General features: G+C 65.0%; 23 protein-coding genes. 13 read left to right on the top strand and 10 right to left on the bottom strand.

Annotation, left to right across the window (positions count from 1 at the left end; genetic code table 11):
- Positions 1-11 precede the first annotated feature (11 nt).
- The 7 genes from ABD912_RS19835 to ABD912_RS19805 all read left to right on the top strand — a co-directional run bounded on the left by ABD912_RS19835 (position 12) and on the right by ABD912_RS19805 (position 6797).
- Complete coding sequence (locus ABD912_RS19835; RefSeq protein ID WP_345153618.1) at positions 12-1055, top strand: ABC transporter permease; 1044 nt, start codon at positions 12-14, stop codon at positions 1053-1055.
- Between the two features lie 54 nt (positions 1056-1109).
- Positions 1110-1844 (top strand): SDR family NAD(P)-dependent oxidoreductase, encoded by a 735-nt coding sequence (locus ABD912_RS19830; protein ID WP_345153615.1) that lies wholly within the window; start codon positions 1110-1112, stop codon positions 1842-1844.
- Between the two features lie 41 nt (positions 1845-1885).
- The gene (locus ABD912_RS19825) at positions 1886-2800 is read left to right on the top strand and encodes a dioxygenase family protein (RefSeq protein ID WP_345153612.1); all 915 of its coding nucleotides are present in this window, start codon (positions 1886-1888) and stop codon (positions 2798-2800) included.
- Positions 2797-3852 carry a maleylacetate reductase gene (locus ABD912_RS19820; protein WP_345153611.1) on the top strand — a complete coding sequence of 352 codons (1056 nt, stop codon included), beginning with the start codon at positions 2797-2799 and terminating at the stop codon, positions 3850-3852. The genes ABD912_RS19825 and ABD912_RS19820 overlap by 4 nt, the downstream gene beginning before the upstream one ends.
- Before the next feature lie 34 nt (positions 3853-3886).
- Complete coding sequence (locus ABD912_RS19815; RefSeq protein ID WP_345153610.1) at positions 3887-4957, top strand: zinc-dependent alcohol dehydrogenase; 1071 nt, start codon at positions 3887-3889, stop codon at positions 4955-4957.
- 12 nt (positions 4958-4969) lie between these two features.
- Positions 4970-5893, top strand: coding sequence for a sugar phosphate isomerase/epimerase family protein (locus ABD912_RS19810; RefSeq protein WP_345153609.1), 924 nt, complete (start codon positions 4970-4972; stop codon positions 5891-5893).
- Between the two features lie 343 nt (positions 5894-6236).
- Positions 6237-6797 carry a hypothetical protein gene (locus ABD912_RS19805; protein ID WP_345153608.1) on the top strand — a complete coding sequence of 187 codons (561 nt, stop codon included), beginning with the start codon at positions 6237-6239 and terminating at the stop codon, positions 6795-6797.
- A gap of 196 nt (positions 6798-6993) precedes the next feature.
- Here the strand turns inward: ABD912_RS19805 and ABD912_RS19800 are convergent, their stop codons facing one another.
- From ABD912_RS19800 to ABD912_RS19790, 3 genes are all read right to left on the bottom strand, one after another.
- Entirely contained in the window at positions 6994-7917 is a 924-nt protein-coding gene (locus ABD912_RS19800; RefSeq protein WP_345153606.1) for an NmrA/HSCARG family protein, read from the bottom strand.
- Positions 7918-8024: 107 nt separating this feature from the next.
- A complete protein-coding gene (locus ABD912_RS19795; protein ID WP_345153604.1) occupies positions 8025-8972 on the bottom strand; it encodes an NADP-dependent oxidoreductase in 948 nt (315 codons plus the stop codon).
- Between the two features lie 115 nt (positions 8973-9087).
- A complete protein-coding gene (locus ABD912_RS19790) occupies positions 9088-10020 on the bottom strand; it encodes an NmrA/HSCARG family protein (RefSeq protein WP_345153603.1) in 933 nt (310 codons plus the stop codon).
- 195 nt (positions 10021-10215) lie between these two features.
- Between ABD912_RS19790 and ABD912_RS19785 the strand changes: the two genes are divergently transcribed.
- The 4 genes from ABD912_RS19785 (at position 10216) to ABD912_RS19770 (ending at position 12844) form a co-directional block, all read left to right on the top strand.
- Positions 10216-11250: an LLM class flavin-dependent oxidoreductase gene (locus tag ABD912_RS19785; RefSeq protein ID WP_345153602.1), complete on the top strand. Its 1035-nt coding sequence runs from the start codon at positions 10216-10218 to the stop codon at positions 11248-11250.
- 7 nt (positions 11251-11257) lie between these two features.
- Positions 11258-11962 (top strand): TetR/AcrR family transcriptional regulator, encoded by a 705-nt coding sequence (locus tag ABD912_RS19780; protein WP_345153601.1) that lies wholly within the window; start codon positions 11258-11260, stop codon positions 11960-11962.
- Positions 11963-12181: 219 nt separating this feature from the next.
- The gene (locus tag ABD912_RS19775; RefSeq protein ID WP_345153600.1) at positions 12182-12388 is read left to right on the top strand and encodes a hypothetical protein; all 207 of its coding nucleotides are present in this window, start codon (positions 12182-12184) and stop codon (positions 12386-12388) included.
- Positions 12389-12397: 9 nt separating this feature from the next.
- A complete protein-coding gene (locus ABD912_RS19770; protein WP_345153598.1) occupies positions 12398-12844 on the top strand; it encodes a hypothetical protein in 447 nt (148 codons plus the stop codon).
- A gap of 1189 nt (positions 12845-14033) precedes the next feature.
- Here the strand turns inward: ABD912_RS19770 and ABD912_RS19765 are convergent.
- The 7 genes from ABD912_RS19765 to ABD912_RS19735 form a co-directional block, all read right to left on the bottom strand.
- The gene (locus ABD912_RS19765) at positions 14034-14261 is read right to left on the bottom strand and encodes a hypothetical protein (protein WP_345153597.1); all 228 of its coding nucleotides are present in this window, start codon (positions 14259-14261) and stop codon (positions 14034-14036) included.
- Positions 14245-14472 (bottom strand): hypothetical protein, encoded by a 228-nt coding sequence (locus ABD912_RS19760; RefSeq protein WP_345153596.1) that lies wholly within the window; start codon positions 14470-14472, stop codon positions 14245-14247. Before ABD912_RS19760 ends, ABD912_RS19765 begins: the two co-directional genes overlap by 17 nt.
- Positions 14473-14879: 407 nt before the next feature.
- A complete protein-coding gene (locus ABD912_RS19755; protein WP_345153595.1) occupies positions 14880-16031 on the bottom strand; it encodes an LLM class flavin-dependent oxidoreductase in 1152 nt (383 codons plus the stop codon).
- Positions 16032-16426: 395 nt separating this feature from the next.
- Entirely contained in the window at positions 16427-16960 is a 534-nt protein-coding gene (locus ABD912_RS19750; protein WP_345153594.1) for a flavin reductase family protein, read from the bottom strand.
- 11 nt (positions 16961-16971) lie between these two features.
- Positions 16972-18645 (bottom strand): amidohydrolase, encoded by a 1674-nt coding sequence (locus tag ABD912_RS19745; RefSeq protein WP_345153593.1) that lies wholly within the window; start codon positions 18643-18645, stop codon positions 16972-16974.
- 297 nt (positions 18646-18942) lie between these two features.
- Complete coding sequence (locus ABD912_RS19740) at positions 18943-19362, bottom strand: nuclear transport factor 2 family protein (RefSeq protein ID WP_345153592.1); 420 nt, start codon at positions 19360-19362, stop codon at positions 18943-18945.
- 349 nt (positions 19363-19711) lie between these two features.
- On the bottom strand, positions 19712-20902 hold the full coding sequence (locus tag ABD912_RS19735) for a PucR family transcriptional regulator (RefSeq protein ID WP_345153591.1): 1191 nt from the start codon (positions 20900-20902) through the stop codon (positions 19712-19714).
- Between the two features lie 244 nt (positions 20903-21146).
- On the opposite strand from ABD912_RS19735, the gene ABD912_RS19730 reads away from it, so the two are divergent.
- Both ABD912_RS19730 and ABD912_RS19725 read left to right on the top strand, forming a co-directional pair.
- Entirely contained in the window at positions 21147-22550 is a 1404-nt protein-coding gene (locus tag ABD912_RS19730; RefSeq protein WP_345153590.1) for an NAD-dependent succinate-semialdehyde dehydrogenase, read from the top strand.
- A gap of 17 nt (positions 22551-22567) precedes the next feature.
- The gene (locus tag ABD912_RS19725) at positions 22568-23065 is read left to right on the top strand and encodes a riboflavin kinase (RefSeq protein ID WP_345153589.1); all 498 of its coding nucleotides are present in this window, start codon (positions 22568-22570) and stop codon (positions 23063-23065) included.
- Positions 23066-23176 lie beyond the last annotated feature (111 nt).

Raw genomic sequence — 23176 nt, 5'->3', positions numbered from 1 at the left:
GAGAACCCACCATGACCACGCAGACCCCCACCCTGGCGGGAGCCCCGCACAAGGGGCGTGCCGCCCGGGCCGGCAGCCGCATCCGCTCCTCGAGCTGGGCCCGCGAGCTGGCTCTGGTGCCAGCCATCGCCCTGGCCATGATTGTCGGGGCCATCTTGTCCCCGCAGTTCCTCACAGCCAACAACATCCTCAACAACATCCTCGTGACCTCGGCCGTGCTGGGCATCGTGGTCGTGGCCGAAAGCATCATCCTGATCTCCGGGTACTTCGACCTGTCCCTGGAATCCGTGGTCGGGCTGGCTCCGATGCTGGCCGTCTGGCTGGTCCTTCCGGCCGCCTCCGGAGGATCCGGCTGGGGCTTCTCCGTTTGGGCCGCCCTGGCCGTGATGTTCCTCCTGAGCATCGTCGTGGGCCTGATCAACGGCACCCTGGTCGCCAAGCTCAAGCTCAACGCCTTCATCGTCACCCTGGCCATGCTGATCCTGATGCGCGGGCTGACCATGGGCCTGTCCGGCGGACAGACCCTCTCCGGGCTTCCCCCGGAGTTCCTGGCCCTGGGCAGCACCCGGTGGTTCGGCATTTCCATCCAGATCTGGCTGTTCGCACTTATCCTGATCGCGGCCGCCGTCTTCATGCGCAGCCACCCGGTGGGCCGCAAGCTCTACGCCATGGGCGGGAACAACGCCGCCGCCGCAGCCGCCGGCATCAAGACCACCCGCCTGACCATCGGCGTCTTCGTCGCCGGAGCCATCATCGCCGCCTTCGCCGGCCTCATGCTCACCGGCCGCATCGCCTCCGTGACGGCCAGCCAGGGCGACGGACTGATCTTCACGGTCTTCGCCGCGGCCGTGATCGGCGGCATCAGCCTCAACGGCGGCAAGGGAAGCATGATCGGTGCCCTCTGTGGCGTGCTGCTGCTGGGGATCATCCAGAACATCCTCGTGCTCTCCCAGGTTCCCTCGTTCTGGATCGAGGCGATCTACGGGCTGATCATCCTCGGCGCCCTGATCTTCAACTACCTCGCCGGTTCCAAGCAGTCCCGCCGAGTGGTCTAGTCAGAAGACAGCGGCACCGGCCGCAGCCCACGCAGAACAAGAAGGAGTCCCACCATGAACGCAGGACAGCGCTTCGACGGCAAAGTCGCCATCGTCACCGGTGCCGCCGCCGGCATCGGACATGCCACCGCCACCCGCCTGGCCAACGAGGGCGCAACCGTCTACGGCGCGGACATCGCCAAACCGGAATCCGACAGCGACGGGGGCATCCAGTGGCGCAACCTGGACGTCGCCGACGAAGGTGGATGGAAGGCGCTGGTGGACGAGGTCCTGCAGGCCCACGGGCGCATCGATGTCCTCGTGAACAACGCGGGCCTGGTCGGTTCCTACGAGTCCATCACGGACATCGACATCGCCGACTGGCACAGGATCATCGGGGTCAACCAGACCGGGGTGTTCCTGGGCATGCGCACCGTGGCTCCCTCGATGCTCAGCCAGGGCCACGGCGCCATCGTGAACGTGTCCTCGATCTGGGGCCTGGTCGGCGCTCCCGGCGTGGCCGCCTACCAGGCCTCCAAGGGCGCGGTGACGCTCATGACCAAGAACGCCTCCGCGACTTGGGCAGCCCAAGGCATCAGGGTCAATTCCGTCCACCCCGGGCTGATCACCACGCCCATGACCGACCGACAGGACCAAGCCATCTCGGCCGAACTGGTTGCCAAGACCCCCATGGGGCGGCCGGGCCGCGCGGAGGAAGTCGCCGACGCCATCGCCTACCTGGCCTCCGACGGTGCCTCGTACATCACCGGAGCCCAGCTGGTGGTCGACGGCGGCTTCACCAACGTCTGACCATCTCCGCAACACCATCTGATTCAAGGAGAACATCCACCATGACCACGGACCTGGGGCCCGAAACGCTCACTGCTGCCGTCATCGACAGTTTCCGGAACACGCCCGACCCGCGGCTCAAAGCCGTCCTGGAGAGCCTCACCCGCCACCTCCACGGCTTCGTACGCGAAGTGTCCCCCAGCATCGAGGAATGGGAAGCGGCCATCAACTTCCTCACCGCCACCGGGCAGAAGTGCGACGACGTCCGCCAGGAGTTCATCCTGCTCTCGGACGTGCTCGGGGTCTCGATGCTGGTCGAAACCATCAACGACGAGGAAACCCCGGACGCCACGGATTCGACGGTCCTCGGCCCCTTCCACATGGTCGAATCCCCGGAACGGACCCTGGGCGAGAACATCTCGGCCGAGAGCGAGGGCGACGTGTGCCTGGTCAGGGGACGGATCGTCTCGGTCACGGGCGAACCGGTCCCCGGCGCCCGGATCGATGTCTGGCAGGCGAACACCAAGGGCTTCTACGACGTCCAGCAGCCGGGCATCCAAAGCATCGGCAACGGCCGGGGCCTGTTCACCGCGGACGAGAACGGGGAGTTCTTCTTCCGCAGCGTCGTCCCCAGCTACTACCCGATCCCCACCGACGGTCCCGTGGGCGCCCTGCTGGAGGCGACCTCCCGACACCCTTACCGGCCGGCACACATCCACTTCATCGTCGCCGCCCCGGGGTTCAAGGAACTGACCACCCACATCTTCGTGGGGGGCAGCGAATACATCGACTCCGACGCGGTGTTCGCGGTCAAGCAGAGCCTCGTCAAGCCCTTCGTCTTCAACACGGATCCGCAGGAAGCCGCCCTGTTCGGTGTGGCCTCGCCCTTTGTCGAAGGCACCATCGACATCGTCCTTCACCCTGAAATCCACCCCCACACCCCCTCCCACGAAACCACCAAGGAGATTGTTCGATGAAGGACTTCCAGTACCAAGCCCTGCCGATGCGCGTCACCTTCGGCGCAGGCTCGCTCAAGTCGCTGCCGGAGGAAGTCCGCGGCCTGGGCCTGAAGCGCGTGCTGGTCCTGTCCACCCCGTTCCAGGAGGATCTGGCCCGTCAGGTCTCGGACCAGCTTGGGGAGCTCAGCGCCGGCGTGCACGCCGAAGCCGAGATGCACGTCCCGATCGAATCCGCGCACCGGGCCCGCGAGGTGGCCAAGGCCGCCGGCGCCGACGGCTACGTCGCCGTCGGCGGCGGCTCCACCACCGGCCTGGGCAAGGCCATCGCCCTGGAGTTCGGCGCGCCGATCATCGCGGTGCCCACCACCTACGCCGGCTCGGAAATGACCCCCATCTGGGGCCTGACCGCCGAGGGCGAGAAGAAGACCGGCCGGGACCCGAAGGTCCTGCCCAGCAGCGTCATCTACGACCCGGAACTGACCCTGAGCCTGCCGGTGGGCATGTCGGTCACCAGCGGTTTCAACGCCATCGCCCACGCCGTGGAGGCCCTCTACGCCCCGGACGGGTCCCCGATCATTTCCCTCATGGCCGAGGAAGGCACCCGCGCCCTGATCAACGCGCTGCCGACCATCGTGAAGGACCCGGCCGATGCGGAGGCCCGCTCGGACGCCCTCTACGGGGCCTGGCTGTGCGGTGCCACGCTCGGGGCGACGACCATGTCCCTGCACCACAAGCTCTGCCACACCCTGGGCGGCACGTTCAACCTCCCCCACGCCGAGACCCACACCGTGGTCCTTCCCTACGCGCTGGCCTACAACGCCGCCCACGCACCCGAAGCCGTAGCCGCGCTGCAGCGGGCCACGGGGGCCCAGGACCCGGCCGCATACCTGCGCCAGCTCAGCCTGGACCTGGGGGCGCCCTCGTCCCTGCGCGAACTCGGGTTGACCGATGCCGACGTGGAAACCGTCGTCGAACTGGCCACCCGCAACCCCTACGCCAACCCGCGCCCGGTCACCGCCGAGGGCATCCGAGCCCTGGTCACCGCCGCCCTCAATGGCGACCCCGTCTGACACCTAGCCCAGAGATCCAGTGAGAGGCACCACCATGCTCGATCAACAAGCGCCGGCCATGACCGCTGTCGCCGCAGTCCTGGTCCAAAAGGACAGCGACGGCACCATTTCGGCCGTCCCGGGCACCAGTGACATCGGCGCGCCGGGACCAAACCAGCTGCTGGTCCGGACCGCGTATGTCGGCATCTGCGGCACCGACATCGAAATCCTGCACGGACGAATGCCCGAAACGTTCAAGATCAACTATCCCCATGTCATGGGCCACGAATGGTCGGGCGTAGTGGAGCAGGTCGGCACGGACGTCGTGGGGTTCGCGGTCGGCGACCGGGTCCTTGGCCACGGGCATCTGGGAGGCAACGACTGGTTCGGCGTCACCCATGATGGTGCCGCCTCCGACCTGTTCACCGTCCCGGCGGACATGTGCTTCCACGTGCCCGAAAACGTCGACATGCTCACCGCGGCCATCATCGAGCCCTTTGCCTGCGTGGTGAATGGCCTGAAGAAGATCGGGGGTGTCAGCGCCGCCGATACCGTGCACATCCACGGGCTGGGCGCCATCGGGCTGGCTGCACTGGTCCAGTCGGTCACGGCAGGCGCGCAAGTGGTGGTTTTCGATCCCAGCGAACGGCGCCGGGCCGCAGCCCTTGAGCTGGGGGCCAAGGCCGCCATCAACCCCTTGGAAGACACCGACACGGTACGGGCTGCGGAAGCGGCCATCGGGCGTCCGTACGCCGATGTCGTGATCGAAGCCTCGGGCAACCCCTTCGCTCAGGCCGCGGCCCTGGAAAGCGCCGATCATGACGGCAGGGTGCTGCTTATGGGCGTCTCAAAGCCCCGGTCGGTTCCGGCTCGCCTGGGCCTGTTCCAGGAACGGAACCTGACCGTGACCAGCTCCACCGGCGCTCCGGTCCAGGTCTGGCCCGCGGCCATTCGCTACGTCGCGAACACCGGGATCAACCTCGGAGCGATCGTCTCCTCCATCCTGCCTTTTTCCCGTGCGGAGGAAGCCGTCGTCCGCGCCCAGGACTCCGGCCGGGAAATCAAGGTCATGCTCGCCCCCGAAGGCACCCCCGATCTGACGCCCCCGACCACTACGGAAAACTAACAAAGGAACACCATGTCATCCCCAAACATCATCGAGAACAAGGACCTTCTGGCCTCCTGCTGGACTTGGGCCGGTGACGCCGCGCCGCTGCGCGGGGACGAGACCAGCCCGATCGACATTCGTACCCGCATTGAAACGGCGGCCCAGGCGGGTTGGCAGGGAGTTGGCTTCATTCACGCGGACCTGCCGAAGGTTCAGGAAACCATCGGGCTTAAGGGCCTGAAGCAGTTGCTCGATGACAACGGCATCAAGCACGTCGAGCTGGAATTCCTGGCGGACTGGTGGAAGTCCGGGCAGCTGAGGGCCGATTCCGACCACTGGCGCTCCGTGCTGCTGGACGCGGCCGAAGTCCTCGGGGCCAAGACCATCAAGATCGGAGCCGAACTGGCCCTCTCCGGCGAACCGGCCCCCGTGGACGAGGAAGCCTTCCACCGGGAATTCGACATCCTGGCCACCCAGGCCGGAAACGCGGGCACCCGTGTGGCTCTCGAACCCATGCCCATGAACAATCTCAAGACGATCGAACTCGGCGCGAAGTTCATCAATGAGGTCAACAACCCCTATGGCGGCCTCACCATTGACACTTGGCACACTCGCCGCGGTGGAACCAGCTACGCTGACCTGGCCTCGATCCTGCCGATGGACAAGGTCTTCATCATCGAAATCGACGACGCCAAGACCGAGGTCATCGGTTCCCTCTGGAACGACACCATCAACGAGCGGCTTTACCCGGGTGAGGGCGACCTCGACACGGCCGAGTTCGTCAAGGCCGTCTACCAGGCCGGCTGGCGTGGTCATTGGGGCGTGGAAATCCTGGCCGAGTCCCACCGCAAGCTTCCGCTCGCAACGGCCCTGACTCGCGCCCGCGAAGCAGCACTCAAGTGCCTCAACGACGCCGAGCAGCTTCTGACACAGGAGCAGGCACCGGCCGTCTAGGCCGTTTCCGTTCGCGTGAACACGGGTGCCGGCCTGCTGTGCGGGCCGGCACCCGTGGTTCCGGGCACCGGAACCGTTGCCGGTTGCGCTGCTGATTTATCGATGTTTTGCCCATTCAGAGCCGGGGACGGAAAAGGGCGAAATTGAAGTGTCTGCTCCCCCCGAAGGCGAAGCCGTGCTGGGCAGCCTTGTTGAATAAGAGGCCGGGCATTTACATGATCTGGTCGCAGTTGCCCCTGATGACAGGCTGTCTTGCTACGGGTGGGATACAAGACATGTTTGTCGAGACACTTAATGTTATCGCCGGCAAAGCCACTCCTGCGCTTCGTGGCAGGATGGGCGAATGGGTCCCAGCGGAATCAGTCATCTGCAGCACCTCATCGTGAACGAGCGCATCGATGAGGCGGTGGAGTACGCCTCCACACTGAGCGCGGACTACATTGGGTCCCTGCTCGATTTCGACAGGGTCGAAGAGGCTCCCGAACGGCACGACCGGTTCATCCGCCGTCTCGTCGCGTCCGTTGGCGGCGAGTTCTCCGCCTACAGGACGGCCGACCTGGTGACGCACCTGGCAGGGCTCTACGTCACGGCGCTCTCCTATCTGCCCAATGCCTTCTTCGCCGACCGCGACCTGAGCCTGGCCGCGGCCGGCGCGGTGGCCGCGCGACTGCAGAAGGACCTCGAAAGGATGGACTTGCTCGTCGGGTGCCCGGACAGGGTACTGCCGGCCGCGACCCAGACCCGCTTCCGGTCCTATGCGGCACAGCTTGCCGGCATGGACTTTTCCATCCGCGACGACGAAAGCCGCCCGCACGAAGCAGCGGTCCTGAAAGAATTCCAGCGCATCGGCGAGGACACGGACGCCTGGCTCGAACGGTACCGAGAAAACCCCAATAGAGAGTGAAGAAGTTCCGCTAACGGTCGGCGACCGCTCGGACTCCATCAGTACCCCGTCTTGCAATCGGTCGTTTGCGGATGCCCGTGGAAGGAGCTTCGTTTGCGTATTCGGTGACTGGACCTATTACGGGTGGCGGTGCTTTCCAGCATGCATTGGCCGGAAAGCACCGCTCCGCTGCGTAGCCGGAGGCCTCGCGCTGGTCCTACTCCGCTGGGATGGTCCAGTCCTGTCGTGCTGCCCACTGTTCGAGGGTCGTCGTGGTGAGGCCGTAGTGGGCGGCGTGGTGGGGGCGGGCGGGGTAGCCCACACGGTCGTTCCAGGTCTGGCTGTCCACCGTGGGTGCGCCGACGCGCTTCTCGCGCGCCTCCGGGGAGACGGAAACAGCGGTGATCTTGCGGCCGGCGGCCCTGGAGATGGTGTCGGCGATCTCCGTGTGGGTCAGCGCGTCGCCTGCGAGCTCGATCTCGGCTTCGTGGAACGTGTAGGGGTCGGCCACGGCGGCGGCGACAGCTGCCCCGAAGTCGTCCGCATTGATGAGTGCCAGCACGGTCTGCGGGCTTGTCGCGGTGACCAGCTTGCCCTCAGGCAGCTCCGGGAACATGGGGTTACGTTTCGCGGGCAGGAAGTTGTCCATGTAGAAGGCGGGCTTGAAGATGGTCCAGCGGTCGATGCCGGACTGGCGGACGGCCTCCTCCGCGGCTTCTTTCTCGTCCCAGTACACCTTCTCAAAGTCAGACCGTTCGTGGTGGGGGTGTTCGTTGCGCCATCCCGTCGCCGACACGGAGGTGTGGATGATCTGACGGATGCCGGCGCGTTTGGCGGCGGTGGCGATGTTGCGGGCCTGTCGCTGCTCCGCGCCCGGATCGGCCGGGTCGACGCCGGCCAGTTGGACGGAGAAGACCACGTCGTGCCCGACGCTGGCTTCCTCAAGGGATGCGAGGTCGTCGAGGTCCCCGGTTGCGAGAGCCACACCTTGGTGGGCAAGCGCCTGGGCGGGTACCGATTCGGGATTGCGCACGAATGCGGTCACGGAGTGGTCTCCGCGCAGCAGCGCCTGCACGACGGCGCCTCCCTGCGTTCCGGTGGCCCCGGTCACCAGCACTCTCGTCTTGTTCTTATCAGTCATTTCAGAGCCCTACTTTCATTTGATCTCGGACAGTTCGGGGTACGGCCTCAAAGCCGATCTCGGGCATCCAGTTGGGGCGCGAACGCTTCGCTGGAGCAGGAATCCACTTAGAACACCAGCACGGGGCGTCCCCGCACCCCGCCCTCCTCGATGAGCCGATGCGCTTCGGCGACCTGTTCAAGCGGGTAGGTCCCCGCGACCCGGAGCGTGAGGACGCCGGACTCGGCCTGGTCGCGCAGCCGCGTCAGGGCTGCTGTGTCCCGGATGCGGTCGTAGACGAAGACGGGGAACCAGCTCACGCCCCGGTCGGTGTCGCCGGTGAACCCCTTGAAGGTTGCGATCCCGCCGCCGTTGCGCACCGCTGCGGCCACCGCCGCGCCCACCGACCCGGCGTCGATGACCCCGTCCGCGCCGCCGGGGCGCAGCTGGCGGACCCCGTCGGGGAACCCGTCCCCGCGCGGGAGCACGTAATCGGCTCCCAGGCTCGCGACGAGGTCACGGTCCTTATCCGCTGCATCGGCGATGACCGTCAGCCCTGCCGCCTTGGCCAACTGAATGGCGTAACCACCGATCCCACCGGCCGCACCGGTCACCGCCACCGTCGCTCCCGGGGCCAGGGCCAGCGCGTCCACGCCCATCAGCGCGGTCAGTGCGGTCATCAGCAAGGTCGAAGCCGCCGTCAGGTCGGCTCCCTTCGGCGCACGGACCACCGATTCCGCCGGTGCCACTACGTACTCCGCCTGCCCACCCAGGGCCAGCTTCGGCTCCGTCACCGCTATCACCTCGACGCCGACGGTCAACTCCGGACGTGCTCCTTCCCCGACCTCATCAATCGTCCCGGCCACCTCCCACCCCACGACATACACCTCCGACGGCGGGTTCATCTCTGGGCTGTACTTGGCGGAGAGCCCGGTGCGGATGTTGACGTCGGCCGGGTGGACGGGAGCGGCGGCCACCTTGATCCGCACCTGCCCCGGTCCAGCGTGCGGTTCGGGCAGCTCCAGCACCCGCATGACCTCGCGGCCTCCAAATTCGGTAAAACCTACGGCCTTCACTGGGCCACCTCACTTCTAAATTGTGAATTCGAACCCGAGACAATGATGTTCCGGGCTTCTGGGTGACGCGGTCATGTCCCTGAGTGGTAGCTCCGCGAGCACGCCGCGTCCGGGTTCAGGCCTTCGTGGTGCGCCAGTCCTGTCGTGCTGCCCACTGTTTGAGGGTCGTGGTGGTCAGGCCGTAGCGGGCGGCGTGGTGGGGGCGTGCGGGGTAGCCGACGAGGTCGTCCCAGGTTCGGCCGCTCCCCTGAGGTGCGCCGAGAACCTGCTCCCACTCCTCCGCGGGGCGGAAGACGGCCGTGATCTTGCGGTTAGCGACAGCGGAGATGGCATCTGCGATCTCGGGGTGCGTCAGCGCGTCGCCTGCGAACTCGATCTCGGCTTCATGGAACTTGTCGGGGTCGGCCACGGCGGCGGCGACAGCAGCTCCAAGGTCTTCCGCATTGATCAGCGCCATCACTGTTTGCGGGCCCGTCGCGGTCACCAGCTTGCCCTCGGGCAGCTGATGCAGCTCGGGGAACATATCCTCGCGTTTGCCTGGGAGGAAGTTGTCCATATAGAAGGCGGGCTTGAAAATGGTCCAGCGGTCGATGCCCGACTCCCGGACCACCGCTTCCGCGGCTTCCTTCTCGTCCCAGTACGCCGTAAACAGCTCGGACTGCTCATAACCTGGGTGCCGGCTGCGCCACCCCGTCGCCGATACGGACGTGTGGATGATCTGGGTGATGCCGGCTCGCTTGGCCGCGGTGGCGATGTTGCGGGCCTGGCGCTGCTCAGCGCCCGGATCTGTTGGGTCAATGCCTGCCATCTGCACGGAGAAGACGACGTCGTGTCCGGCGCTGGCTGCCTCGAGGGACGCGAGGTCTTCCAGGTTGCCGGCCGCTAGGGTGACGCCCTGCTGGGCAAGCGCCCGGGCGGGCGCGGAATCGGGGTTGCGCACGAAGGCGGTCACGGAGTGGCCTCCGCGCAGAAGCGCCTGGACAACAGCGCCACCCTGCATTCCGGTGGCCCCGGTAACCAGCACTCTTGCTTTGTTTGTCGATGTCATGCACGTCCTACTTTCCGTTGGTTGCATTCCTTCGGCAGGCCGGGGCAAGACGCTCAGCGTTGCCCCTGCCGGAGCCGAAGGGAGTGGTAGCTCCGCGAGCACACCGTATGCAATACTACATCGTATCGAAACGGTTTCGTATCGCTACGCTATCGTATCGACTGAGAAGTAGTCGAGCATCTTGGAGGCTGTCCCGTGTCCGAACCCCTTGCCCTGTCCGTGCTGGATCTCGCCACGGTTGCCGACGGCGCGACCGAGGCCGAGGCTGTGAACCAAGCCGTCGCTTTGGCTCAGTGCGCGGAAGAGTTTGGCTATCAGCGCTTCTGGACTGCCGAGCACCACAGCATGCCCACCATTGCCTCTTCCGCCCCCGACTTGATCGCGCTGCGGATTGCCGACACCACGTCGCACCTGCGGGTGGGGGCAGGCGGGGTGATGCTGCCCAACCACTCCGCTCTTCAGGTCGCCGAGCGCTACCTGACCCTCGAGGCCTTCCACCCCGGGCGCATCGACCTCGGTGTGGGCCGGGCCCCGGGCACCGATCCGGCCACTTCCTCGGCACTGCGCCGCTCGGACGCCGCGTCGTACCCGGACCAGCTCGCCGAGCTCGACGCCTACCTCGACGGCACTGCGGTCGATCCTCGTTCCCGGGTCAGGGCCGTGCCCCGCGGAACCTCGCGGCCGCCGCTGTTCCTCCTCGGTTCGAGCTTGGCCAGCGTCCGGCTCGCAGCCACCCGAGGCGACGCCTTCGCCTTCGCCGGGCACTTCTCGCCCGACCTGGCGACACCCGCCCTTCGCACCTACCGCGAGCACTTCACTGCCGGCACCCTCCAGCGACCTCACGCGATCCTGTCCGTTGCCGCGCTGGCGGCCGAGACCAAGGAACACACCCGGTGGATCGCCGGCGCTACGCGGCTGGCCGCCGTGCACGCCGCCCGCGGCATAGCCGGGCCGCTGCCGAGTCCGGAGACCGCAGCGCGGCACCACTGGAGCGAGCAGGACCACACCATCGCAGACAGCCTCACCGCCGGCCACATCATCGGAGACCAGGACAGCGTCCACGACGCCCTCCAAACACTGGCCAAGCAAACCGGGGCCGACGAGCTCATGATCACGGCGAACGTCCACGGACACGACGACCACGTGCGCAGCCTGCAGCTCATCTCCGAAGCCATCGGCGCCCAACCGGCCGCGACGTCCGCGACGGCCTCGGTCACCTCAGTACACTGAAGACACAATGAGCTCAGAACCTTCCACCCCGCACCGCCAGCGTCCCGCCGGGTCGGTGGGCCGGGCACGCGACCTCGGACGCGACACCCGGATCCTCGAGGCGGCGCTCGATCTGATCAGCGAGCAGGGCCCTGGCGCGATCAGCATGGAAGCCGTGGCCGCCCGCGCCGGCGTGGGCAAGTCCACGGTCTACCGCCGCTGGGGAAGCCTCCCCGACCTGCTGGCCGACGCCGTGGACACGATCACCTTCCCCGCCACCCCTCCCGCGTCCAAGGGCGGGCTGCGCGAGGACCTCATCGAGGGCATCATCGCCGCCTCAGGCTGCATGGACACCCGCCGCCAGCGCATCATCAGCGCACTCCTCAACACCGGGAAAGACCAATCCGAACTGGTCGAGGCACTGCGCGTGCGCTTCATCAACGCCATCGCCGCAGCCATCGCGGCAGCCGTCCAGACCCCCCGAGAAAACCAAGGCGAGCCGTCTGAGCAGACCGAGCATATCGGTCAGGGCACACACGCAGGCGACCCCCTCCACGCCGGTAAGGTGACCAACCCACAGTGGCCTCACGCATCGATCGACCTGGCCGTGGTCATCGGACTCCTGACCAGCCTCCCCCACATCACCGCCCGCCCCATAGAACGCGCCGACTTCGAGAGCATCGTCGACGAGGTACTACTCCCGCTGTGGGCAAGCCGCGGCTACCCGCGCTAGATTTCGCCTCAAGCCCCTTGACCCGGGGTGACAAATAGCGCTGATAAAACCGCACCATTTAGCGCTGCGGTTCACATCCGCCCGGCCGCGGCCGTGGCGGCGTATGCCCTCGCGTTCGTTCACTTCTGCGGGTCCGGATGGCTGTGGTGGGCCTATAGGTATGACGATGCCGATTACGACTCCCCGGACGCATGGGCCCCCGGAGGACTGTCCAAGAGCATGTTCCTGCTGGCCGGCTTCATCGTCCTGCTGAGTGCGTCCCTGGCCATCACCATCACGGACATCGAGCAGGGGGTGTCCCTCGGCGCTGACGTCCGTGCTGGGGTTGTGCTCTTCCTGAGGTACCGGCGGTTCCACCTAAGCCTGCTGCATCCCTGCTTCGACCATGGGCGGTCGTGCGGACATAGGCGCGCAACCGGGTGGTAGTAGTGGGGGATGATTGTCGTCGACAGCATCCTGGAGGAATGCTTCTACCTGCCCGTCCCGGAGTGGGAGACCGCGGACGAGGACATGCGGAAGTTCGCCTTTGACCGGTTCGGCATGCCGGGCGATTCCTGGGCCACCGTCGCAACGGTGTACCTGCGGGTGGAACGGCGGATCTGGGAACCCTTGCGCCGGGTGTTCGGTCTGTCTGGGCCGCTCAGTTCTGTTCCGGCGGCCGATGTTCTCCAACTCAGGGTCTGCTCGCCCCGGTTTGTCGAAACGGATCCCCGCTTCCTTCGCAACGGAACGCCACGGGCCCTTGTTCAGGAGGCATTCGACTGGATCGAGGTCGAACGGTACTGCCGCCACAAGGTCGAAGACTCACGCCGATGCTACGATCCAAAGCTCGTCGACGAGTGGGAAAATGATTTCTTTGTCTTCGATCTGGACGACGACTAAGCCACCCCCAGCATCGCGTGCCCGCCGCCCACGGCGCGGCCACGGCAGTCTTAGCGTGGCACCTTATACGCAGCCTCCACGCTCACGCCCGCCGGCCGTCCAACCTGTCTTGCAACGGATGGGATGCAAGACACATTGTCGAGACAGTGCTGACGAAGCATCTTCCGCGCGCCGGATGCGCTGGATCTGGCTCTTTCTGTCTGTCATCAGACATGTCAGCCCCGTGCCCACATGTACACATGTACACAGCAAAAGCCCATCCGCTCCGCGCTTTTCCCGCGCACACGACGCTCCTATAGCTGTCAATCACCGCACGTCGCCGCACACTGCCGGCGGCCGTGTACAGGCTCTGCCAAGCGCGAGGCATCGGACAGTTCCCATAGTGCACGCCGAACACTGGCAACGGCCTCAATCGATCAACATCCCACCGAAATCGAAGGTACGCTTGCAAAGCGGCAACGGGCTCGGTCCTCGGGCAAGATAGCGTTTTCGCCCATCGCCTCCAGGAACACCGTGTACTCCTCCACGCTGAGCGTGCCGCTCCACGCGCCACGAGCGATGGCGTCCTGCCGGTGGGGGCAGATCGGCTGGCACCGCTGCCCGTCCTAGGGCGGCAGCACCGGCTCGATGCGGGCCCCCTGGTCAGCCGGTGAAAACCGGAAAACGCGGCACGCCCCCAGGCATTTCGGTACAACCCGGATCTCTTTGGGGGACACACCCTGAGCCGGCAGTGTCGGGCCACGGACCGTGGTGCGCGATCGGGGAGGTCTGCGGGGAGCCAGGCGTTCATTGGCAGCACTGCTGTGGCCGGTGCCGGATCCGAACCCTGCAGGGGGGACGGGGTGCGGATCCGGCACGGCTGCCGGTAGCAACCGGCGGAACGGACGCCCGGGGAGGACCGGCAAGGGGAAATGCCGGCGTTGCCCGTGGCGGAGGCATCCGTTCCCGGCGGCGCCGTTCCGGACGCCGCCAGGTCTTAGAGGGTGCGGGGCATGGCAAGGCGGTATTCCTTACGGAGTTCCCGGATCTTCCCGCCCAAGGGTCATGCCGTAGGAACCTCGGGGCGGACGGCGACACCATAGGCATCGTGCGAGTACCGGGTGACGGGTACCCCGTACCGGCCGCCGGACACGACCGATGCGTTACAGGACCGAACCCCTGGAACCGCCGCAACGGTGCCGGCAGATGCTCAGGAGGACCTGTTCCAGGCGTCGCACTGTTCGGTGCGACCGAAGGGGACCTCATCGCTCAGCCCGACGGTGAAGTGCCCTGCCCCCAATCGAGTGACCCGGATGCCGTGCCGGCATCCCCGCAGGGCGACCTCGATCATGCGGTCGACCGCGGCGTTGAGGCAGTCGACCGTGGAGGCCTTGTCACTGACCCTGACTTCGATGACGATGTCAGCCTCGGTGTCCACGATCCGCCCCTTCGTGCTCGGTGAACGGCAGGACCGTATGGCCCTGCGCCTTCTCATACAGGGCCCGCCCGTCGATCCCGTGGGCCTCAATCCACAGCGCATCCGCGGCCGCGGTCACCTCCTCGACGTAACCGGTCCGGATGGTGCGCCCGTGGTGCTGAATCTGCACCTGCTGGCCGACCAGGTCATTCCACTTGGCGGGGTTTGCCATGACGATACCTTTCATATTGCGATCTATTGACGTGGTGTGTGCGCCACAGCGCAGCCCGCCGCGTCCCCCTAGCTCAGCACGCGGTCCCCGGGGAAGAGAGGCCTCCGTCCACCGGCGCAAGGGCCGGGCCGTCCCATCAACGTCGACGCCGAGGCACACGTGGTACAGGACGTGGCGGCAACGCTGCAGCCGCTTCAGGCGGAGGGGCCGTATCGACACCACTACGGCGTCGTCCACGTTCACCTGTCCGGCAGACCCCTTCCCCCTGCCCGTGCCTAATCCAGCCATGGCAATAAGGAGACACGCCCTAGCCCGAAAGCTGCCCTGCTCGGCCCGTCTGCTGTGCAGGGCGGGCCGAGCAGGGCAGCTTGGTGAGCTAGTTGTAGGAGAAAGTTAAGTTACCCAGCTCAGATGAGGTATGGCTTCGCCGCCACGCCGCGCTGCTCGTAGTCATTGACCGGGATGAGGGAGGGATGCTTCACACCCGGAATCACGTACTTCGCAAACATTTCCATGGCACGGAGGTTGTTCCGATGGCCGTGGTTGTCGAACTTGAGGATGATCTCGTTGTAGCCCATCCTCTCGAGTCGCTGGATACGCTCGATCAGCTCGTCTGGGGTGCCGACCATGGCAGTTGGCGAGTGCTCGATCAGACCCTCGATGTCGTTCACGAAAGGCAAAATCTTATCCGCCAGGTCCAGCAGGTACCCGTATGAGTCCCCGCCCTTTTCCTTTTCCTGCTTCGCCACAGTCGTGTACAAGTCAGCGAGGTGGGCAACCAGGCCCAGCGTCGTTTCCCTCGCCTCGTCGATCGCTCGGTCATGAGTTTCCGCGACATAGGCCGGGAACGTCAGGAATGCCCGCCCGGGGTTCGGCGGGTACAATCCACCGATGGGAGCGGCGCTCTTGAAGCCTTCGATATGCGCCTCAGCGCAGTCCTTGGCGTAGTCCCAGCCGAAGAAGCTTTCGAGCGTCATCACTCCGATGCCGAGTTCGCCTGTCATCTTGTGGGATGCGAGACTGGAAGCCGCAGCCCAAACCGGCGGCGGCACCATGGAGTACGGGCGAGGCGTCACGTGGAACGGTTCATCGATCTTATAGATCTCGCCCTCGAAGGTAAAAGGGTCTTCTTGCATCGCGCGCAGCGTTGCTTCGACCGTCTCGAGCCATTCCCGCTGCGTATTCGTTGGATCAATGCCGAAAGCCGTTTGGTAGGCCGCGTTATTGGAGCGGGCGCTGCCGAACTCGACCCTACCCTGAGAAATGGCATCCAAGGTCGCGAGCCGCTCCGCAGTGAGAATGGGGTGACCCAGTTCCTTAAGCGTGATCACCGACATTGTTCGGAGCTTGATTCGCTTCGTCAGCGCCGCAACCGCACCATAGATCGCCTGCGGGGACGAAACGGTCCACGAACTCGACACCAGGTGCTGTTCAGAGGTGCCCCAGTAATCGTAGCCAAGCTTATCGGCGTGCACCGCCTCATCGATAACCTCTTGGATTCGAACGGCATGCGTCGACCCTTTCGCAACCTGACCCTCGTTAAGAATTCCAAACTTCATTTTGACCTTTCCTCCTGTGTGATCTTTCGCGAACGAGCTCAATCCGAGTAGGGCGTGGACTAGATCGCGACGACATTCTCGATGATCCGAGTCTTTGTTTTGCGTGGACTTCCACTGGCATATATCCACAACGTGATTCGGTTAGCGGTTTTTTGCCAAAAGTGGATTTGAAGGGAAATCGAAAGATTTAATAATTGGGCACATTATTGTCAATGGCCCTCACCGGTCTCCAGATGTGTTTGCCGCTGGATTCCGGCGCCTTTGGACGGGTCCGTATGCAGATGCTGGATTCGCTGCGACCCCTAACCCGCTGCCCGTCTTGCCTGTGATGCTTCTGTGGGAACGGAAAACAGTTCCTCACCGCACACCCCGGAGTTTGGGGAACTGCCGGACGGTCACCCCGGATTCGGCGCATGGGTGCCGAAGGTCCTCTGGCAGTAGGTCAGCGGCTTGTCGTCGCCGAGATCGACTTTTAGGACGGATCCGAGCGCAATTACGTGGTCACCGCCGTCGACCAGGGACTCTACCGAGCACGCCACCCAGGCGGCGCCTGGCAGCCTGGGCAGTCCGGTGTCGACCGCCCAGGGGATCCCGTTGAACTTGTCGCTGCCCTTCTTGGCGAAGGCGCTGGCCCACTGGGAATGTTCGTGCCCGAGGAGATTCACTCCATACGCGCCGGTCTCCCGGAGGATACTTAGCAGGTCGGAACTTCGGTCGAGGGCGACCATGACCATGGGTGGATTCATCGAGAGGGAAGCGAACGCACTCACAGTAGTCCCGTGGGCTTTTCCATCCTTGAGGGCGGTCACCACAGAGACCGGGGTGGCGACACCGGCCATGGCGTTCCTGAAGACCGCCTGCAGTTCCTCCAATTCGGTACCTGCTGGCTCCTGCGACGCGGGGTCGGTGGTCGAGGTGGGGTTGGGCACCTTTGCTCCTTTCAGTTGCTGATGGAATCTTGGACGGTGGATGTGCTCGGAGCCTGCCAATGCAGGGCGGTGCTGCCATGGGTACACTCTCCGCCGAGGAAGGTGGCGACAACCTGGGTCTGGGAAATCCGTTCCGGCGCGACCTTCGTGATGTCGTCGCCGAGCAGAACGAAGTCCGCGGCCATGCCCGGCCGTATCCTGCCCCGTTCGTTTTCCTCTCCGGCGATCCACGCCGAGTCGACGGTGTATGACCGGAGCGCGGTTTGCGCATCGACGCGCTCCTCAGGGCCGATGCAGAGGCCCATTTCCGTGAGCCGTTCAACCATGGACTGGATTCCGGCCAAGGGCGCGCCGTAGGCGACGGGGCGGTCGGAACTGCCCGGGACGCGAAGTCCGGCCTTGAGGAAGCTGGCGACCCGGTACAGCGAGTCGCGGCGTCCTGGACCGAGTGCGGCGGCCATGGTGTCACCCAGATCATGGATGAAGCGGCCCTGTGGCACGGGCGTGATGCCGAGTTTGGCCATGCGTACGATTTGTTCCGGCGTAGTGATGCCGGCGTGCTCGAAGCGGTGCCGCACCTCCGGCCGCGGCCAGCGCCTCTGTGCTTCCTCGAGGATGTCGAGGGCAAAGTCGATGGTGCGGTCACCGATGGCGTGGGCGGCGATCCTCCAGCCGGAACGGTGTGCCTGGAGAACCTGCGTTCTGAGGACTTCCGGGTCATCTTGGAAGTACCCGTGGCTGTGTTGGTCGCAGAACTGCTCGTAGACGTGCGCGGTTCGGCTGGCGAGACCGCCGTCAAGCCAGATTTTCATTGGCCCGATACGCAGGAGGTCGTCTCCGAACCCGCTGGTGATTCCCAGGTCCAAGCCAAAGCCGACGCCGTCGTCCGGATGGGATATCAGGGGATGCAGGGCGTCAACGGTGGGCATCAGCTGGGCGCGGACACGCAGTCCCCCGCGGTCCCGGACCCGCTGATAGGCGGCGAGTTCGATCGGCGTTTTCCCGATCCAGCCTCCGCCGATGCCAGCTTCCGTCACATGGGTCAGCCCCTCGGAGGCGTATTGGGCGGCGGCACGTTCAAGGGAGTTGCTCAGGTGGTCCAGGGAATAGGGCGTTACCAGGTCCACGACCAGCTTTTGCGCCTGCTCTTCGAGGATGCCGGTAGGTACGCCGGCTTCGTCGAGTTCGACCACTCCCCCGTCAGGCACGACCGCGGTGCCGTCGAGGACGCCGGCCATCTCCAGGACCACGGTGTTGACGGCGGCCATGTGCCCGGATCCGTGTTTCAGCCATACGGGCCGGCCAGCGGCCGCCCTGTCCAGGTCCTCCCGCTTTGGATGCCCGCCGGTTTTGGCGTGGTAGTAGCCGTTGCCGATAACGAATTCGTCCGGCCCCAGCTCGGCGGCACGGGCGGCGACCAGCACGTACAGTTGGCCAAGGTCCCGAACCTCCGAGAGGTCGATTTCCGACAGGCCGAGACCGTACCAAGCCATGTGGTTATGGCTGTCTCCGAGCCCCGGGACGATGGTCGCCCCCTGCGCGTCAAGGATGTGCTTGGCATTGAGGCCGAAGGTCTCGTCAACGGCAACGACCCTGCCGCGCAGTACCGCGAAGGAGGTGGCCCGCGGGTAGCAGTCGTCCATGGTGATGATGTCGGCGTTGTGGACTAACAGGTCGACGTCCATTAGTTTGCTTCTCAATTCTCATGTTCGCAGTACAGGCGGCTGGGTTCCGGGCTAGGGCTGTTGCAGGAGCCGTCGTCTGCACTATCCGCCAAGGTGGGAGGCTGGAGTGCGGGGCACGCATGCTTGCCGGCGGCTAAGTTGCGACGCGCGCCCAGCCCAGAATCGTGTGGATGATGTTTTCGTGGTAGCAGACGGCGCGGGTCGTTCCCTTTTGGACCTGGGCTTCGGTAATGAGTCGGAATTTCATATTTTGAATCTCCGTTTCCTGGTATTGGCCGCTGCCGAGTGGGCTGGCGCTTACTCGAACAGGTCGGACAAATCCACGTGACGGGATTCATGCACCTTGATGAGCTTCCACTCGTTGTCGACCTTGTGAGCGCCGAGTGTTACGCGCAGCTCTCCGATCAGGGGCTTTTTGGCCCCGATGAGTTCGATGTGGGTCTGCAGCTTTAGGTAAACCGTCGCGGAGTTGCCATCTACGCTCACCTGGCTGGTCAGTTCGCGCCATTCCGGAATTGATTCGACAACCGTTGGTATGGCATCCCAGTACTTGTCGATCGCGTCCCAGGTGAACATGGGATCGGGAACTTCCTCCGGCTGGTAAATCAACCCTTCGAAGGAACGATCAAACAGGCTTCTCATACGTGGTGCGTCCACGGACTGGAAGGCGCTGCACCAATTCTTGTAAAGGACTTCGACGTCTTGCTTATCACTCAAGGAAAGCCTCCGGTTTTTGGCTGAGGGTGTTTGCGATTAGAAAACCGATCTCGAGAAGAATCCAGCAAATCAAGATGGGGTGTGATCGGCCTCTCACATCCAAAAGTATTGTTGCCCGCTCAGCCCGGCCGCTAGATGCGTTTGCCACCGGATTTCGCTGTGATTCAGGGCTGCCCGTATGCATTTGCACATAGCCTGTCATCAGAATGGGCCGACCCGGATAGCGGGAGGAAGGTCCTGCACGTGCGGCAGCCAGCAACAGGGAGCACAGCTGCATGGCGGCCACCGGACCGGGACAGGAAGGGTGCAGCACCTGTCCGGGAAATGTTTCCCAGGCGGGCGCCAAAATTCAGTTGCTGCTGGCCTCGGGTCTGGACGTGAGGAAGGCCAGCAGGAGGAGCGCGGCGTCGGCCGGAACGGTGATGTCGTGCCCGGTGAGCTCCTCGAGCCGGCGAAGTCGGTTCAGGACAGTGTTGCGGTGGCAGTACAACTGTGCGGCTGTCTTGGAGATCGATCCCGAGCGTGCAAATGCCCACGCCACTTCGGTCAGGCGTTGCTGTTCGGCCTCCGAGACGGTGTCGAATCCGGCCAGCACGGAATGCACCAGCTCGGGCGCGGCATCGCGCAGCCTGGATGCCAGGAACGGCAGCCAGAGATCCTTGAGTTCGGCGGGGCCGTGTGCCCCGGTCGCGTTCAGTTCAACGATTTCGATGGCAAGACGACAAGCCCGGGCCAGGCTTGAAAACCCGTGGATTACCGGAGCCAGTCCGCAGACCGAGCCGGAGAGCAGTTTCCTGACTGGCTGCGTGTCTTCGCCCTTCCAGTCCGAGATGAGCAGGCTGTAGTGCCCGGTGGAGTGGATGTGGGCAATATGACCGGACGCGGTAAGCCGTTCCGCCGCTTTACGCAGGTCATGGTCCCCCTGCACTGCGGTAGCGACCACGATGAAGTTGCCGTCCGGGTCCACCTCAAGCGCGGTGGCCAGACTCTGGAGGTCTTCGTCGGCAGGGATGTCGCTGTTCAGGATGGCTGTCATGAGCCGGGCCCGTTCACTGAGCCGCTTATCGGCCATTCGGGACGCTTCTTCGATGTACCCGTTCTGGACCTCGATGGAATACCGTTCGATGGCCGCCCAGATTTTTTCCACCCCGGCCACGAGAAGCTCCCGGTCGGCCGGGCCCGCGTAGGAGCGGAACACCTCCCACAGAACCTTGAAGTCGAGCCGCACCGCTGCCAACAGGTCGTTGAGGGGTATCCCGATCCGTGCCCGGTCCCGGCCGAGCCGCCGTGCCGTCCAGATGACGTCCGATTTAAACTCGTCGTTGCCGGCTATCTGGCCCAGGAGGAAGCCGAACGACGACAAGGCGTCCAGCCTGACCTGGGCCATCGACACGGCGCCGTCCCGATACACGTCAAGCTCCCCGACATATCCGACGAACTTGTCGGCGAGGGCTCCAATGTCAGCACGGGCCTGTTCAACGAGCTCGGCCCACCTGCCTTGCATGCTCTCCGGGATATAGACAATGTTGTGCAACTGCATACTCCAAGAGCTCTAATCAAGCGAAAGTCCGTGGCAAACGCATCTAGTGACGGTGCCAACCCGTCAACAATACTAGTTTGAGATGCAGCTCACAGATCACCACCGGAACACCCGAACGCTGAGGTGGAAGGCAGGAATCTGCACGGGCCGGATCCCTCTCGCAGCCGCGAAGGACAGCCCGGCCCAGTCATCTTCCCAGCACCCAGCTCCTTTGACACTGCACGCCCGTAGAGAGGGAAACCTTATGAGCACTGCACAGACCGCCACCAGCGAGTACGCCGTCTTCAACCCGGCCACAGGGAAGGTCGAGAAGGAATTCAAACAGGCTTCAGATGTAGAGATCGCTGACGCGCTGGCCCGCAGCCAGGCCGCATTCACCTCCTGGCGCCGCAGCCGGATCGAAGACCGGACGGCGATGCTGCGCCGGGTTGCCAACCTTCACGAGGAGCGCCGGAACGAGCTTGCCACGCTGGTCACCCGGGAAATGGGCAAGCCGATCTCCCAGGCCCTGATCGAGGTGGATCTGGTGACCACCATCTACCGCTTCTACGCCGACATGGCTCCCGGGCTCCTGCAGGACGAAGAGCTCGACGTCGTAGCCGGCGGCACCGCCGTCATCCGCAAGGAGGCCATGGGTTCGCTGCTGGGCATCATGCCCTGGAACTTCCCCTACTACCAGGTCGCCCGCTTCTCGGCGCCGAATCTGGCGCTGGGCAACACAATCCTGCTCAAACCCGCCCCCCAGTGCCCTGAATCGGCCCTGGCCATGGAGCAGATCTTCGCCGATGCGGGTCTGCCCGCCGGCGCCTACATCAACCTCTTCGCCTCCAACGAGCAGGTGGCCAACATCATCGCCGACCCCCGGGTCCAGGGCGTTTCCCTCACGGGTTCCGAACGCGCCGGCGCCGCCGTGGCCGAGATCGCCGGCCGGAACCTCAAGAAGGTGGTTCTCGAGCTGGGCGGCTCCGACCCGTTCCTGGTGCTCGGCCCCGTCGACCTGGACAGGGCCGTGAAGGATGCTTCCATGGGCCGCTTCTTCAACGCCGGACAGGCCTGCAACGCGGCCAAGCGGATCATCGTCACCGAAGAGCACTACGAAGCCTTCGTGGAGAAATTTACCGCTCGGGTCAAGGCCATCGAACCGGGAGACCCTGCCAACCCCGGAACCTACATGGGACCTCTCTCATCACCCCAGGCAGTGGAGAACCTCGCCGCGCAAATCGAGGACGCCGTCGCCCAGGGCGCCACCGTCCTCGCCGGCGGCAAACGGCTCGACCGCGACGGGGCCTGGTACGCTCCGACCGTACTCACGGGCGTCACCCCGGGCATGCGGGCCTATTCCGAAGAACTGTTCGGCCCCGCTGCGGTGATCTACAAGGTCGCCAACGAGGACGAGGCCGTTGCCTTGGCCAACGACACCGATTACGGGCTCAGCGCCGCCGTGGAGTGCGACGACGAGGAACGCGCCCGGCGGATCGCCGACCGGCTCGACACCGGCATGGTCTACATCAACGAGCCCTCCGGGACGGCCGCCGAGCTGCCCTTCGGCGGTGTCAAGCGATCCGGCTTCGGCCGCGAACTGGGCAAGTACGGCATGGAGGAGTTCGTCAACAAGAAGCTGGTCCGGGTCAAGCCGCTGACCCGGTAGCCCGGAGAGGAGCACCGATGGGCGTTCAACCTTTGATCAAGTTCCCCGCGGCCAGGCGCGTCCTCGCCGCCGCCCCCGCCGATGGAGCCGTGCCGATCGTGGAAGGCATCGTCGAGCACGGCGACGCGAGAGGAAGGCAGCTGGGGTTCCCCACCGCCAACCTTCCGCTGCATGACATGCAGGTCCGTGACGGTGTGTGGGCAGCCGTTGCGGAAGTTGCGCCGGGCCAATCCCTGATCGCCGCGGTATCGATCGGCCGGCGCAGAACCTTCTACGCCGGAGGCGGTGAACGCCTGCTCGAGGCCCACCTTCTGGATTTCGACCGGGACATCTACGGCCAGCCGCTGCGGGTCGCGCTGCATGCGAAACTCCGCACCCAGCGAAGCTTCGCGTCGGTTGAAGACCTCACAGCGCAGCTTCGACGGGACGTGCGGGCAACGCGCGCGTGGGCTGCCGAGCACTATCCCTCGTTCCCGGCACCCACGACGCCGGGCAGCCGGGGAATCCTCCCGTGAGCGGGGAACGGGTCCCGGGATGGGCCCTGCAGCGCGTGGCCTCTGCGCTGGAGGCCGAGCGCCGGGCCGGAAGACAGACCACAGACCTGGCCTCATTGGCCCGGATGGCCG

The organism is Arthrobacter ginkgonis (genome assembly GCF_039540195.1).
In the GTDB taxonomy this organism is placed as follows: domain Bacteria; phylum Actinomycetota; class Actinomycetes; order Actinomycetales; family Micrococcaceae; genus Zafaria; species Zafaria ginkgonis.
This window is presented reverse-complemented; position numbering and strand designations above follow the sequence as displayed.